This window comes from Blastococcus xanthinilyticus, from assembly GCF_008124835.1.
Lineage (GTDB): Bacteria > Actinomycetota > Actinomycetes > Mycobacteriales > Geodermatophilaceae > Blastococcus > Blastococcus xanthinilyticus.
Map to the genome: position 1 here is coordinate 45,586 of NZ_VNHW01000011.1, position 14,031 is coordinate 59,616.

Sequence of the window (14,031 nt, forward strand, 5' to 3'; positions counted from 1 at the left end):
GGTGTTCGGGGGCCCCGGGGTTCCGCTGCCCGCCGGATCGCGTCCTAGCCGCCCGACGCGGCGAGCACGAGGTCGGCGGGCCGGGGCCGGCCGAAGAGGTAGCCCTGCCCGTAGCGCACCCCGCGGGCGAGCAGCGCGTCCCGCTCGGCGGCGTCCTCGACCCCCTCGGCCACCAGCCGGGCCCCCGTCTCGGCGGCGAAGGCGACCATCGCCGAGGTCAGGGCCTGCCGTGCCGGGTCGGTGTGCAGGCCCATGACCAGGCCGATGTCGAGCTTGATGACGTCGGGGCTCAGCCGCAGGATGTGCCGCAGGCTGGCGTACCCGGCACCCGCGTCGTCGACGCTGACGGTGATGCCCGAGGCCCGCAGCCGGCTGGTGACCGCCAGGACGGCCGGGTAGTCGTCGATCCGGCTGTGCTCGGTGATCTCGACGGCCAGCGGGGTCTCGCCGCGCCCGAGCAGCAGGTCGACGACCGTGGGGCACAGCAGCGCATCGGGGAGAGGTTCACCGCGATCGGCACGGCGCTCGGCGCATTCCGGGCCGCACCCAGGGCCGCCCGCGTCGCCCGCTCCTCCAGCTCGACGCCGAGCCCCACCGCCAGGGCCTCCGAGAACACCGTCGCCGGTCCGCCGTCGACCCACCCGGGGAAGCGGCTGAGCGCCTCGTGGCAGATCACCGCACCGTCGACCATGTCGACGACCGGCTGCAGGTAGGTCGTCACCGCGGCTCCGGTGGCGAGGTAGGCCCGGAGCCGGTCGCGTCGGCGGGGGAGGTCGCCCAGCGCCGCGGCACGGCCCTGCCGCACGTGGTCGCTGATCAGGTCGGCCAGCAGCTCCACGGTGCGCACGGACTCGTGGTCCAGCTGGACCCCCGGCTCGCGGCTCAGGCAGCAGAGCATGCCGAGGGGACGGGAGTCGGCGTCGAGCAACGGGGCGCCGACGTAGGACCCGATACCCAGGTCGCTGGTCACCGGCAGGTCACGGGTGCGGGGATCGCGCCCGGCCCCGGTGACCACCGGCGGCAGCTGGCCGCTCAGCACCCGCACGCAGAAGGAGGACTCCAGCGGTGTGCTCATGCCCTCGCGGACGTTCATGGCGTCGAGGTCGCCGGTGGCCGAGGCGATCAGCTGCTGGTCGCCGGAGAACAGCGAGACCCAGGCGATGTCCATGCCCAGCCGGCCGCGGGCGGTGTCGAGCAGCCAGCGCACCCACTCGCCCCCGAGTCCGGAGTCGTCCACGGTCGCGGTCATCCCGAGGTCAGACACGTGCTCATTGTCCGGTCCTGAGACGTCCGTCACCACATTCCGGGCGGCCTGTTTCCGTATCTCCCCGCGGTGGCGCTCCGGCCCCCGGCCGGTACCGTCGTCGCCCGTGCGCCTGGTCATCGCCCGCTGCTCCGTCGACTACATCGGTCGGCTCACCGCCCATCTCCCCATGGCGAACCGCCTGCTGCTGGTGAAGGCCGACGGCTCGGTGTCCGTGCACGCCGACGACCGCGCCTACAAGCCGCTGAACTGGATGACGCCGCCCTGCACGCTCAAGGACGAGCTCACCGACGGCGCGGGGACCTGGACGGTCACGAACAAGGCCGGCGAGCAGCTGGTGATCACGATCGAGTCGGTGGAGCACGACTCCTCGCACGAGCTGGGCATCGACCCGGGGCTGCAGAAGGACGGCGTCGAGGCCGAGCTGCAGCGGCTGCTCGCCCTGCACGTGGAGACCTTCGGGGCGGGCTGGTCGCTGGTCCGCCGCGAGTACCCCACCGCGATCGGCCCGGTGGACCTGCTGTGCCGGGACGCCTCGGGTGCGGTGGTGGCCGTGGAGATCAAGCGGCGGGGGGAGATCGACGGGGTCGAGCAGCTGACCAGGTACCTGGAGCTGCTCAACCGCGATCCGCTGCTGGCGCCGGTGAAGGGCGTCTTCGCCGCGCAGGAGATCAAGCCGCAGGCCCGCGTCCTGGCCGCCGACCGGGGGATCGACTGCGTGACCGTCGACTACGCCGTCCTGAAGGGCACCGACGACCCGACGCAGCGTCTCTTCTGACAGAGGGGCCGGGGGACGTCGGCCGCCGTGATGAGAGACTTCCCGCGATCACCACCGCTGGGAGGAGATGGCTCGTGGCCAGGGAACTGAACGAGGTCGGCGTCGTGGGGCTGGGCACCATGGGGGCCGGCATCGCCGAGGTACTGGCCCGCGCGGGGCTGTCGGTCACCGCGGTGGAGATCTCCGACGACGCGCTCGCGCGCGGTCGCGGCCACCTGGAGCAGTCGACCGACCGCGCCGTGGCCCGCGGGAAGCTCGACCCGGCCGAGCGCGACGCCATCTTCGAGCGGGTCCGGTTCACCACCTCGCTGGAGGATCTCGGCACGGCCGAGCTGGTCATCGAGGCCGTGCCCGAGCGGATGGAGCTCAAGGCCGACCTGTTCACCAAGCTGGACAAGATCTGCCCGCCGGACACCATCCTGGCCACCAACACCTCGAGCCTGTCGGTCACCGAGCTGTCGGTGGTCACCGGCCGGCCGAGCAAGGTCATCGGGATGCACTTCTTCAACCCGGCCCCGGTCATGAAGCTGGTCGAGGTGGTCCGCACCGTCGTCACCGAGCCCTCGGTGGTCGAGGACGTCGAGGCCCTGGCCGAGCGGCTGGGCAAGGTGGACGTCACGATCGGTGACAAGGCCGGCTTCATCGCCAACGCGCTGCTGTTCGGCTACCTCAACCACGCCGTCTCGATGTACGAGAACCGGTACGCCAGCCGCGAGGACATCGACGCCGCCATGCGGCTGGGCTGCGGCCTGCCGATGGGCCCGCTCTCGCTGATGGACCTCATCGGCATCGACACCGCCTACGAGATCCTCGACACGATGTACAAGCAGTCGCGCAACCGGCTGCACGCGCCGAGCCCGGTCATCAAGCAGATGATGACGGCCGGGCTGCTGGGCCGGAAGTCCGGCCGCGGCTTCTACACCTACGCCGAGCCGGGCTCCGCGGAGGTCGTGGCCGACGCCGCGACGCCCCCCGCAGGCGGGGCCGCCGAAGGCGCGCGCGAGGTGCGGACGGTCGGCGTCGTCGGCTCCGGGACCATGGCCACCGGGATCATCGAGGTGGTGGCCAAGGGCGGCTACGACGTCCGGTTCGTCGCCCGGTCGCCCGAGAAGGTGGCGGCCGTCAGCACGGCGCTCACCAAGTCCCTGGACAAGCAGGTGGTGCGCGGCCGGCTCGAGCAGGCCGCCCGGGACGAGATCCTCGCCCGGGTCTCGGGGACGACGTCGCTCGACGAGCTCGCCGACCGCGACCTGGTCATCGAGGCGGTCGTGGAGTCGCTGCCGGTCAAGGAGGCGCTCTTCGCCAACCTCGGCGAGATCGCCAAGCCCGGCGCGGTGCTCGCCACCACCACCTCCAGTCTGCCGGTCATCGAGTGCGCCAAGGCCAGCGGGCGCCCGGCCGACGTCGTCGGGATGCACTTCTTCAACCCGGCGCAGGTCATGAAGCTGGTCGAGGTCGTCTCCACCATCTCCACCGCGCCGGACGTCGCAGCCACCGCGCACGCGGTCAGCGCGCAGCTCGGCAAGCACGCGGTGTCGTGCACCGACCGGGCGGGCTTCATCGTCAACGCCCTGCTCTTCCCGTACCTGAACGACGCCGTGAAGATGCTCGAGGCGCACTACGCCACCGCCGACGACATCGATGCGGCCATGAAGGTCGGCTGCGGCTACCCGATGGGGCCCTTCGAACTGCTGGACGTCGTCGGTCTGGACGTCTCGCTGGCCATCGAGCGGGAGCTCTACACCGAGTTCCGCGAGCCCGGGTTCGCCCCCGCGCCGCTGCTCGAGCACCTCGTCACCGCCGGCTACCTCGGCCGCAAGACCGGCCGCGGGTTCCGGGACCACGCCCGCGCCTGACGCGTGCCCCGTCGCCGGCCCCGTCCCGGGGCAGCATCCGGTCCCCGGTCAGCCGGCCGGGGGCCGGTCCGTCGCGCCGACCCGGTCGAGGAGGCCGACGACGGTGACTGGGTGGTCCGGACGATCACCGGGTCGGCCACGTCCAAGACCTACCGCTGCCCGGGCTGCGACCAGGAGATCCGCCCCGGGACGCCGCACGTGGTGACCTGGCCGGCCTACGCCCGCGACTCCGACCTCGACCCGTGGGACGTCGACTCGGCCGCGGACCGGCGCCGGCACTGGCACGCCACCTGCTGGCGGGCCCGCGACCATCGCCGCTGACGTCGTGGGCGGCCGTCAGCCGAGGACGGCGGTGACCACGACGTTGTCGCGATAGCTGCGCCGGTCGGCGTCGAACTCCCCGCCGCAGGTGATCAGCTTCAGCTCGGCGCGTGGCGTCGGACCGTAGACCTCCTGGGTCGGGAACCGGTCCTTGGGGAACCGCTCGGTGCTCGTGACGGTGAATCGGGCCGTCGTGCCGTCGACGCGGTCGACGAGGACCTCGTCACCGGCGACCAGCTGGTCCAACCGGAAGAACACCGCGGGTCCGTCCCGGGAGTCGACGTGACCGGCGATCACGGACGGCCCGACCTCACCGGGGGTCGGTCCCGCGGCGAACCAGCCGGCACGGGCGAAATCGGTCGGCGGCACCAGGACGCCCTCGCCGTCCACGCCGAGCTCGACCAGCGCGCTGTCCACGCCGATCGCCGGGAGACGCACCCGGACCGGCAGCGTCGCCGTTCCGGCACTGCCGTGCTCGGCCACCACCGGGACCGGCGCGGCCGCGGTGGCCCCCACCGCCGGGACGTCCGTGCCGGGGGAGATCAGCGCGACCGTGCCGGCCACCCCCAGCACGCCGGCGGCGAGCAGCCGCAGCAGCGGCTGCGCCGGCCGCCGCGGCCGACGGTGGGAGCCCACGGGGCGCGCGCGACTCAGGAGCGGGCGGCGTGCCGGGCCGGACCGCGGCGCGACCGCCGGGCCACCAGCAGGCCGGTGAGGATCGTCAGGCCCACGGCGCCGCCCACCACGGCCGGGTCGGGCTCGCCGGCCGCGGTCCCGCCGGCTCCCGCCTCCACGCCGCCGGCCGGCACCACGCCCGAGCCGGCGGCGTCCAGGACCGTGCGCACGGTCAGCCCGCCCTCGGGCCGGTCCAGGACGAAGAGGCTGTACACCGAGCCCGCGGCCAGGTCCAGCGGCAGCTCGGTGGGCTTGCCGCCGACCGTGACCTGCAGCGCGCCGGCGTCGCCGGGGACGGTGGCGTAGTCACCGGCCTCGGCGAAGGCCAGACCGGTGGCCAGCTCGGTGCCGCCGACGGCGGCGTCCAGGGTCGGTGCCGTGCCTGCCGCGGAGACGACCCGCACCCGGGCCTGACCGGACGGCGCGAGCGTGAGGTCGTCCTCCAGCACCTCCAGGCCGAGGTCGGCGAAGCGGCCGACGCCGGCGACGGTGCGGGCGTCCCCGGTGCCGATCTCTACGGTGGTCGACAGCACCGGCGGGGCGGTCGGTTCGGCACCGGCCTGCCGCATGCTCACCGTGTAGACCCCCGCGGGGACGTCCTGGTACTCGGAGATGGTGCCGTAACCGACGCCGGGCACCGTGAGCAGCGCCGTCCCGTCGCCGGGGTCGGCGACGGAGTCGACGTACACGTCGACCGACGGGGTGTCCGGTGAGAGGTGGGCGAGACGCAGCAGCCCGTCGTCCTCGGAGGCGCCCGCGCCGGCGGGGACGACGAGCAGGAAACCGGCACTCAGCGCGGCCACGGACATCACACGGGTCAACCGGTGCACGGTTCCTCCAGCAGATCGGACGCGGACCGGGAAGAGGTCCTGGGGTCCATTCGCCCACTCCACGCGACTCCTGTCCAACTGAGCGTCACGGGGACGCCTCGGCGACCAGCGCGTCGGGGTCCGATGCGTAGTGGTAGGACAACAGAACGCCGTCGTCCGTTACCTCGACGCGGTCGGGGGCGAAAGGTGGGAGCTGGGCCTCCAGCCAGGTGCGCAGTTCCGCGGTGGCCGCTTCGCCCGCGCCGACCGGCGCGTTCCCCACGGCGTCGAGCAGCACGCTGCGCGCCGGCCCCTCGGCTCCCTCGGCCCGAGGGAAGGCGGCCACGCCGAGGCCCTGGCGCGCGGTGAGCACCGCCAGCAGGGACAGCAGCCGCATGTCCACGTCGGCCGACCGCAGCACCTCGGCGGCCTGCTCCGGCGCGCGCGTCGTGGGGTTCGCCAGGATGGCCCCGGCCAGCGAGCGTCGCCGGTCGAGCTGGTCGACCGTGGGCGTGCCGGGGGCGGGGTCGCGCAGCGCGAGGCCGTCGAAACGGGCGATCACCCGACCGCCGGGCTCGGCGGAGCGGTCGGTCACCGTGAGGACGAGGTCGTCCGGGCCGGTGGGCCGGTCGGTCGCCACCAGGTCATCGGGCGCTCCGGCGGCGAGCAGGTCGTCGCGCACGTCTCCTTCGGCGCGCAGCTGCGTGCGCGGAGGCAGTTCGCGGTCGGCCCAGTCCAGCAGGGCGGCCGCGGCCGGAGCGCCCGTCCGGCCGGCGGCGCCGGTGTCCGTCGCCGGGGCGCTGTCCGGGGCGGGCGTCGTCCCCCCGGCGCTGGACCGGTCCGCCCGCTCCGGCCGCGTCACCAGGGCGATCGTCGCCGCGGCCAGCACCGCCACGAGCACGATGGCGAGGACCAGGACGAGCTGCCCGCGACGGTTGCCGACGATCGCGTCGAGCGGTCCCCCGGCGCGGTGCCGGTGCCGGTGCCGGTGCCGTGGGCTGCGGAAAGGCACCGCACCTCCTACCCGGCGTCCGTGGAGCGCTCCGTCGCAGGGCCGCCGGTCGGCCCGCGCGCGGTCGCGCGAGGGCTCGCTACCGCGGGTGGTGGGCTACGGGGGTCAGCCCCGCGCCCGGACCGGCTGGTCGATGGACTGGGTGGAGGAGGTCGCCGCCGGTGTGTCGGTGGACCCCGCCCCGGACTCCGCGGGGGGACCGGCCGGGGTGGGGGTCGGGCGGGGTGGGAGGGGCAGCTGCCGGGTCGTCGGCTCCCCGGGGCGCGCGGCGGCGGGGAAGGTGGCCGTCACCGGGTCCGGACGGGTGGGCTGCCGTGCCGCCGCGGCCTCGCTCTCACCGCGGGTCACCTGGACGGCCGGCTGTTGACCGGTCTGGGGCCCGGTGACCTGGGCGGGGGACTCGGCCCGGGGCCGTTCCGCCGCCGGGGCCGGCTGCGCGGCGGGGGTCTGCTGTTCCGCCGCGGCAGGAGCCGGCTGGGAGCGGCGGTCGGAGGCGGCCTGGTCCCGGGACTGCTGCGAGCGGTCACCGAGGTCGGGCAGGCTGTCGAGCAGGCGGCGGGCCTGGACCAGCCGGCTGGTCAGCTCGTCGCGCACCTCGCGGATCGCCTCGGCGCGCGCCTCGGCCTCGGCGACCAGCTGGGTCGCGTGCTGCTCGGCGGCGGAGATCCGCTGGCGGGCGGCCTGCGTGGAGACGCGCTCCCGCTCCTCCTCGGCGCGGGCCGCCTCGGCGCGGCGGGCGCGCTGGGCGATGTCGAAGTCCTCCTCGACCTTGGCCCGCCGGGCCTGGGACTCGGCGTCCAGCCGGGCCACCCGCTCCTGGGCCTTGGCCACCAGCTCGTCGGCCCGGATCTGGGCCTTCTGCGCGATCTGCTCCGCGCCCTGGCGGGCCTCGGCGATCATCCGCTCGATCTCGGCCTGCCCGGCGGCGTGCCGCTCCAGCAGCGCCCGCTCCTCGGCGGCGGTCTGCTCGCGCACGGCCATGGCGTCGGCCTCGGCGGCGCGGCGGATGTCCGCCGCCTCCTCCTCGGCGAGCTGCAGCATGTGCTGGATGCGCTCGCTGATGTTCTCGAAGGTCGGCGCGGCGGCGGTGGCGGCCTTGCGGCGCAGCTGCTCGATCTCGCCGTGCAGCGCCGACAGCTGACCGGCCAGGTCCGCGGACCGCGCGGCGGCGGCGTCGCGGTCGGCCAGCGCGATGCGGAAGTCGGCCTCGAGCCGCTCGATCGTGTCGGCGACCTGGTTGCGGTCGTACCCCCGCAGCACGACGTCGAAGGAGTGCTGCGCCTCGTGGACCGGGAGATCGTGGCGGGGGTCGTTCATGGCTCCATCCTCGCAGAAGGGGAAGGGCTCGTCACCGTTCCGGGGTCGTGGGATACCACGCGCCCCGGCCGTCCCTGCTGACACGCCGGGTGACGCGCCGACAGGGGCCGGGCCGCAGCGCGGCCCGGCCCCTGTCGACCCCGAGCGGGTCGTCGTTCAGATGCCGCGGAAGCGGTTGATCGCGTCCAGGTGCTTCGCCCGCTTCTCGGCGTCCTTCACGCCCAGGCCCTCCTCGGGAGCGAGGGTGAGGACGCCGACCTTGCCCTGGTGGGCGTTGCGGTGGACGTCGAGCGCGGCCTGGCCGACCTCGGCCATCGGGTACACCTTCGACAGGGTCGGGTGGATGAGGCCCTTGTCGATCAGGCGGTTGGCCTCCCACGCCTCCTTGTAGTTGGCGAAGTGCGAGCTGACGATCCGCTTGAGGTTCATCCAGAGGTAGCGGTTGTCGTACTCGTGCATGTAGCCGGTGGTGGAGGCGCAGGTGACGATCGTGCCGCCCTTCTTGGCGACGTAGACGCTGGCGCCGAAGGTCTCCCGGCCGGGGTGCTCGAACACGATGTCGACGTCGTCGCCGCCGGTGAGCTCACGGATCTTCTTGCCCAGGCGCTGCCACTCCTTGGGGTCCTGGGTCCGCTCGTCCTTCCAGAAGCGGTAGCCCTCGGCGGAGCGGTCGATGACCAGCTCGGCGCCCATGTTCCGGACGATCTCGGCCTTCTCCGGGCTGCTCACCACGCAGACCGGGATCGCCCCGCCGTTGAGCGCCATCTGGGTGGCGTAGGAGCCCAGGCCGCCGGAGGCGCCCCAGATGAGCACGGTGTCGCCCTGCTTCATGGCCGCGCCGTTCCGGCTCACCAGCTGCCGGTAGGCGGTGGAGTTGACCAGCCCGGGGCTGGCCGCCTCCTCCCAGGACAGGTGGGCGGGCTTGGGCATGAGCTGGTTGCTCTTGACCAGCGCCAGCTCCGCGAGGCCGCCGAAGTTGGTCTCGAAGCCCCAGATCCGCTGCTGCGGGTCCATCATCGTGTCGTCGTGGCCGGCCGGGTCCTCGAGCTCCACCGAGAGGCAGTGCGCGACGACCTCGTCGCCCGGCTTCCACTTGTTCACGCCCGGGCCGACCCGCAGGACGACGCCGGCGAGGTCGGAGCCCACCACGTGGTAGGGCAGGTCGTGCCGCTTGGTCAGGTCGTTCTGCCGGCCGTAGCGCTCCAGGAAGCCGAAGGTCGAGACCGGCTCGAAGATCGACGTCCACACGGTGTTGTAGTTCACCGAGGACGCCATGACGGCCACGATCGCCTCGCCCGGGCCGAGCTCGGGGGTGGCGACCTCCTCGACGTGGAGGGACTTGCGGGGGTCCTTGTCCTTGGTGGGGATCCCCTCGAACATGTCCTGCTCGTCCTTGCGGACCAGCACGGCCCGGTAGGACTCCGGCACGGCCAGGCCTCCCAGCGCGTCCAGCTGGTCGGCGAGGATGGCGTCCCTGATCTCGTTCACGCGTACTCCCGGGTCATCGGTGGCCGGAGTCGGCCGGGCTCGGAGGGCGGTGGTGCGGCGGGGTGGTGCGGCGGGGTGGTGCGGCAGAGCGAGCGGTGGCGCGATGTTACCGGTGGGTAACCAATCGCGGGAGGGGGTCAGTGCGCGCCCGGCGCGGCGGGCTGCACGAGCTCGACGAGGACGCCGCCGGCGTCCTTGGGGTGGACGAAGTTGACCCGGCTGCCGGCGGTCCCGCGCTTGGGGACGTCGTAGAGCAGCCGGAGCCCGCGCTCGCGCAGGGTGGCGCTCACCGCCTCGACGTCCTCGACGCGGAACGCGAGCTGCTGCAGGCCGGGCCCGGAGCGGCCGATGAACGTCGCGATCGTCGACTCGGGGGTCAGCGGCGCGAGCAGCTGGATCCGGGTCTCGCCGTCCCCGACCGCGAGCATGGCCTCGCGGACGCCCTGCTCCTCGTTGGTCTCCTCGTGCACCGACTGCACGCCGAAGGCGCGGGAGTAGAAGGCGATCGCCTCGTCCAGGTCGGGGACGGCGATGCCGACGTGGTCGATGGTGGTGAACAGCCCGGCGGGCAGACCCGGGGGGCTGCTGGTGTGATCGGCGTCGTTGGTGGTCACCCGGGCATAGTGCCGGTAAGACGTCTGAGACGACACGTGGATGTGGCACGCTTCACGGCCGGGTGACCGGCATCCCCCGCCCGGTCCGCTCGTTGCACCCCGCAGAAGAGCACGGTCCTATCCTGGTGGGCAGCCCGAACCGCGCGGCCTGCGCGGTCTGCCCTGTTGAACGGTCGCCGGAGCCGGCGGCCCGGCACTGGAGGCCTCATGTCCCGCTCGGTCATCGTCGGCGGCGCCCGCACCCCCATGGGGCGGCTGCTCGGCTCGCTCAAGGACTTCTCGGCGGCCGACCTCGGCGGCGTCGCGATCAAGGCGGCCCTGGAGCGGGCCGGCATCTCCGGCGACCAGGTCGACTACGTGATCATGGGCCAGGTCATCCAGGCCGGCGCCGGCCAGAACCCCGCCCGCCCGGCCGCCGTCGCCGGGGGCATCCCCATGTCGGTGCCGTCCTTCACGCTGAACAAGGTCTGCCTGTCGGGCCTGGACGCCATCGCGCTGGCCGACCAGCTGATCCGCGCCGGGGAGTTCGACGTCGTCGTCGCCGGGGGCATGGAGTCGATGACCCAGGCGCCACACCTGCTGGCGAACTCGCGCACCGGCACGAAGTACGGCGACACCGCGCTGGTCGACTCCATGGCCCACGACGGGCTGTCGGACACCTTCGACCAGGTGGCGATGGGGGTGCTCACCGAGCAGGCCAACAGCCGCTACGACCTCACCCGCGAGGAGCAGGACCAGTTCGCCGCCGAGAGCCACCAGAAGGCGGCCCGGGCGGCGAAGAACGGCATCTTCGACGAGGAGATCACCCCGGTCCTCATCCCGCAGCGCAAGGGCGACCCGATCGAGTTCCGCGAGGACGAGGGCATCCGCCCCGACACCACCGCCGAGAGCCTGTCGAAGCTCCGGCCGGCGTTCGCCAAGGACGGCACGATCACCGCGGGCACTGCGTCGCAGATCTCCGACGGCGCGTGCGCGGTCGTGGTCATGAGCGCCGAGAAGGCCGCCGAGCTCGGCTGCACGGTGATCGCCGAGATCGGCGCCCACGGCGTCGTCGCCGGGCCCGACGCCACGCTGCAGAGCCAGCCGTCGCGGGCGGTCCAGAAGGCCTGCGCCCGCGAGGGCATCGACCCCAAGGACCTCGACCTGGTCGAGCTCAACGAGGCCTTCGCCGCCGTCGGCATCGTCTCCACCCGTGAGCTCGGCATCGACCCGGAGAAGGTCAACCCCAACGGCGGTGCGATCGCCCTGGGCCACCCGGTCGGCATGAGCGGCGCCCGGATCGTCCTCGACCTGGCGCTGGAGCTGCGCCGCCGCGGTGGTGGCGTCGGTGCCGCGGCGCTGTGCGGCGGCGGCGGCCAGGGCGACGCCCTGATCCTGCACGTCCCCGCGAAGGCGTGACCGGGTCCCCGGAGGGGACCGCAGTCCAGACGTCCGCGCCGTCGCGTCCCACCGGACGGCGCGGACGCCGTGCCGCCGACGTCCCCGCGCTGGTCGAGCGCGCCCGCGAGGGCGACGCCCGTTCGGTGGCCCGGCTGATCTCCCTGGTGGAGGACGCCAGCCCCGCGCTGCGCGAGGTGGCGGCGGCGCTCTCCCCGCACACCGGCTCCGCCCAGGTGATCGGGCTGACCGGCTCGCCGGGCGTGGGCAAGTCGACCTCGACGACGGCGCTGGTCCGGGCGCTCCGGGCCGACGGCAAGCGGGTCGGGGTGCTCGCCGTCGACCCGTCGTCGCCCTTCTCGGGCGGGGCGCTGCTCGGCGACCGCGTGCGCATGCAGGACCACGCCGGGGACAGCGGGGTGTTCATCCGCTCGATGGCCTCCCGCGGCCACCTGGGCGGGCTGTCCTGGGCGACCCCGCAGGCGCTGCGGGTGCTCGACGCGGCCGGCTGCGACGTCGTCCTCATCGAGACCGTCGGCGTCGGGCAGTCGGAGCTGGAGATCGCCTCGCTGGCCGACACCACGCTGGTGCTGGTCGCCCCCGGCATGGGCGACGGCATCCAGGCGGCCAAGGCCGGCATCCTCGAGGTCGCCGACGTCTTCGTCGTCAACAAGGCCGACCGGGACGGCGCCGACCAGACCGTGCGGGACCTGCGCTACATGCTGTCCCTGGGCGGCCGGCACTCCGAGGCCGGCCACTGGCGGCCGCCCATCTGCCGCACCGTCGCCGCCCGCGACACCGACAACGGTGTTGACGAGGTGCTCGCCAGGATCGAGGAGCACCGGCAGTGGCTGGAGGCCTCGGGCGAGGGGCACCGCCGGCGCAGCGAGCGGGCGGCCCGGGAGATCGAGGCGATCGCCCTGGCCACCCTGCGCGAGCGCATGGGCGACGTGCACGGCTCCGCGGCGCTCGGGACGCTGGCCGACCAGGTGGTGGCCGGCGGCACCGATCCCTACCGCGCCGCCGACGAGCTGCTCGGCCGGCTCTGAGCGCACCCCTGGCGGGTCAGGCGGGGGCGGGACTCGGCCGGGGGACGGGGTCGGGGTGGACCGGCGCGGGCGCCGGCGGCGCGAACCGCGCGGTGAGCCGTTCCCAGGGCAGCAGCGACAGGATCGCCACGCAGTGCGGCAGGAAGATGATCTGCACGCCGGCGTAGACCATGACGTGGAAGCCGAGCAGGAACACGGCGAGGGCGATCCGGGCCCGGTCGCTGCGCACCAGCAGCATCAACGGCGCGGCGAACTCCAGCGCGAGCATCACCCACTGGGCGGCCGCCAGCAGGTAGGGGACGTCGAGGGTCCACTCCGACAGGTCGGTCCCGCGGCGGACCAGCGCCCGGGTCAGCGTGGCGCCGGTCGGCCAGTCCAGGCCGCCGAACCGGATCTTGGCCCAGGCGGCCAGGAAGTACGTGAGCATGATGGTCACGAACACCGCGGCCATCGCCCAGCCGGCGGCCTCGGACGACCGCCGGTCGCGGAGCCGGGCCCGGCCGATGGTCGGGAGCACCGCGAGGGCGACCAGGAAGGCGATCCGGTCGTGGTCCACCTTGCCGTAGCTCATCGCGATCACCATCCACTCCGCGTAGAGGAGGAAGACGGCGGTCCCGAGCAGCCGGGGTGCCCGGCCGGTCGCCGCGGCCAGCGCCGCGGCCAGCAGCGCCCATTGGACGACGAGCACCACGGTGGTGGTCGGGGTGGGCAGGGGCAGCAGGCGGCCGATGAGCAGCGGGTCGTACCACTCCGTGGGCACGTGCGCGTGCGCCTTGGCCCAGGCGGTGGTGAGGAAGACGTCGACCGGGATGAAGAGGTAGACGAGCACGCGGAACACCGCGATCCGGGCCAGCGGGACCGGCCGGAACCACCAGCGGTCGGGCGCCGGCGCATCGCCGGTCGGAGCCGGTGCGGTCATCGGTCGCCCTCCTCGAGCGCGTACTCCACCAGCACCCGGTCGGTCCGGGTCCCGGTCCGGCGGCCGTCGACCAGCTCGATCCGGCGCTGCACCACCTGCACCGTCACGAGCTCGGGCGCGGAGGGGTGCCGCTCGGCGAAGGCCTCGGCCAGCAGCCCGAGGAGCGCCGGGTTCTCCTGGACGCGGTCCAGCTGGCCCTCGAACTCCGCCCGCCGCAGCCCGACCTCGCCGCCGGAGAGCCGGACCTCCTCACCGGTCGCGGTGAGCCCGACCGTGCGGGTGGAGACGACCGGGGCGTCCGGATCGGCGCGGGTCGAGTACATCCGGAACGGGCCGAACGGGAACTCGTCGTCGTTCCCGAACAGCGTGCCGGTGAGGAACAGGGCGAGGACGACGCCCGTCGCGGCCAGGCGTCCGCGGCGGGCGGCGGGGGTCAGCCGGAGGACCGGCGACCCCGTCGGCTCGGGAGGAGGCGGGAGCGGCACGGGGGCAGGCTAGGACCGGAGGTGCCGCAGCGGGGGCTGCCGCGCACGGCTGCGGTCGGGGAGGGGG

General features: G+C 74.1%; 15 protein-coding genes. 5 read left to right on the plus strand and 10 right to left on the minus strand.

Annotated elements, in window-relative coordinates; all coding sequences use genetic code 11:
* Positions 1–44 precede the first annotated feature (44 nt).
* Together BD833_RS23550 and BD833_RS23555 are read right to left on the minus strand one after the other, a co-directional pair.
* On the minus strand, positions 45–407 hold the full coding sequence (locus BD833_RS23550) for an EAL domain-containing protein (RefSeq protein WP_243737746.1): 363 nt from the start codon (positions 405–407) through the stop codon (positions 45–47).
* On the minus strand, positions 290–1,264 hold the full coding sequence (locus BD833_RS23555; RefSeq protein WP_166534252.1) for a sensor domain-containing phosphodiesterase: 975 nt from the start codon (positions 1,262–1,264) through the stop codon (positions 290–292). The genes BD833_RS23550 and BD833_RS23555 overlap by 118 nt, the downstream gene beginning before the upstream one ends.
* A 106-nt stretch (positions 1,265–1,370) precedes the next feature.
* Between BD833_RS23555 and nucS the strand changes: the two genes are divergently transcribed.
* The 3 genes from nucS to BD833_RS16535 all read left to right on the plus strand — a co-directional run bounded on the left by nucS (position 1,371) and on the right by BD833_RS16535 (position 4,219).
* The gene (gene nucS, locus BD833_RS16525) at positions 1,371–2,042 is read left to right on the plus strand and encodes an endonuclease NucS (protein WP_166534253.1); all 672 of its coding nucleotides are present in this window, start codon (positions 1,371–1,373) and stop codon (positions 2,040–2,042) included.
* A 74-nt stretch (positions 2,043–2,116) separates the two neighbouring features.
* Positions 2,117–3,898 carry a 3-hydroxyacyl-CoA dehydrogenase family protein gene (locus BD833_RS16530; protein WP_166534254.1) on the plus strand — a complete coding sequence of 594 codons (1,782 nt, stop codon included), beginning with the start codon at positions 2,117–2,119 and terminating at the stop codon, positions 3,896–3,898.
* 111 nt (positions 3,899–4,009) lie between these two features.
* The gene (locus tag BD833_RS16535; protein ID WP_166534255.1) at positions 4,010–4,219 is read left to right on the plus strand and encodes a hypothetical protein; all 210 of its coding nucleotides are present in this window, start codon (positions 4,010–4,012) and stop codon (positions 4,217–4,219) included.
* Between the two features lie 15 nt (positions 4,220–4,234).
* Here the strand turns inward: BD833_RS16535 and BD833_RS16540 are convergent, their stop codons facing one another.
* From BD833_RS16540 to mce, 6 genes are all read right to left on the minus strand, one after another.
* Entirely contained in the window at positions 4,235–4,855 is a 621-nt protein-coding gene (locus BD833_RS16540) for a class F sortase (RefSeq protein ID WP_208092716.1), read from the minus strand.
* Between the two features lie 14 nt (positions 4,856–4,869).
* Positions 4,870–5,703 (minus strand): DUF4397 domain-containing protein, encoded by an 834-nt coding sequence (locus tag BD833_RS16545; RefSeq protein WP_243737747.1) that lies wholly within the window; start codon positions 5,701–5,703, stop codon positions 4,870–4,872.
* Between the two features lie 106 nt (positions 5,704–5,809).
* Complete coding sequence (locus BD833_RS16550; RefSeq protein WP_166534257.1) at positions 5,810–6,715, minus strand: hypothetical protein; 906 nt, start codon at positions 6,713–6,715, stop codon at positions 5,810–5,812.
* A 105-nt stretch (positions 6,716–6,820) separates the two neighbouring features.
* Positions 6,821–8,032 (minus strand): hypothetical protein, encoded by a 1,212-nt coding sequence (locus BD833_RS16555; protein WP_166534258.1) that lies wholly within the window; start codon positions 8,030–8,032, stop codon positions 6,821–6,823.
* A gap of 156 nt (positions 8,033–8,188) precedes the next feature.
* Entirely contained in the window at positions 8,189–9,520 is a 1,332-nt protein-coding gene (gene ccrA / locus BD833_RS16560) for a crotonyl-CoA carboxylase/reductase (RefSeq protein WP_166534259.1), read from the minus strand.
* 137 nt (positions 9,521–9,657) lie between these two features.
* Positions 9,658–10,134: a methylmalonyl-CoA epimerase gene (mce, locus tag BD833_RS16565; RefSeq protein WP_166534260.1), complete on the minus strand. Its 477-nt coding sequence runs from the start codon at positions 10,132–10,134 to the stop codon at positions 9,658–9,660.
* Between the two features lie 207 nt (positions 10,135–10,341).
* On the opposite strand from mce, the gene BD833_RS16570 reads away from it, so the two are divergent.
* Together BD833_RS16570 and meaB are read left to right on the plus strand one after the other, a co-directional pair.
* Positions 10,342–11,532, plus strand: coding sequence for an acetyl-CoA C-acetyltransferase (locus BD833_RS16570; RefSeq protein WP_166534261.1), 1,191 nt, complete (start codon positions 10,342–10,344; stop codon positions 11,530–11,532).
* The gene (meaB, locus tag BD833_RS16575; RefSeq protein WP_243737730.1) at positions 11,529–12,560 is read left to right on the plus strand and encodes a methylmalonyl Co-A mutase-associated GTPase MeaB; all 1,032 of its coding nucleotides are present in this window, start codon (positions 11,529–11,531) and stop codon (positions 12,558–12,560) included. Before BD833_RS16570 ends, meaB begins: the two co-directional genes overlap by 4 nt.
* A gap of 16 nt (positions 12,561–12,576) precedes the next feature.
* On the opposite strand, the gene BD833_RS16580 is transcribed toward meaB, so the two are convergent.
* Complete coding sequence (locus BD833_RS16580; protein ID WP_166534262.1) at positions 12,577–13,479, minus strand: HTTM domain-containing protein; 903 nt, start codon at positions 13,477–13,479, stop codon at positions 12,577–12,579.
* Positions 13,476–13,964 (minus strand): hypothetical protein, encoded by a 489-nt coding sequence (locus BD833_RS16585; protein ID WP_166534263.1) that lies wholly within the window; start codon positions 13,962–13,964, stop codon positions 13,476–13,478. Before BD833_RS16585 ends, BD833_RS16580 begins: the two co-directional genes overlap by 4 nt.
* Between the last annotated feature and the right edge of the window lie 67 nt (positions 13,965–14,031).

Coding starts and splice junctions, on each gene's coding strand:
- BD833_RS16545 (WP_243737747.1), bottom strand. CDS start 5,703: ATGTCCGTGGCCGCGCTGAGTGCCGGTTTCCTGCTCGTCGTCCCCGCC.
- BD833_RS16555 (WP_166534258.1), bottom strand. CDS start 8,032: ATGAACGACCCCCGCCACGATCTCCCGGTCCACGAGGCGCAGCACTCC.
- BD833_RS16570 (WP_166534261.1), top strand. CDS start 10,342: ATGTCCCGCTCGGTCATCGTCGGCGGCGCCCGCACCCCCATGGGGCGG.
- BD833_RS16580 (WP_166534262.1), bottom strand. CDS start 13,479: ATGACCGCACCGGCTCCGACCGGCGATGCGCCGGCGCCCGACCGCTGG.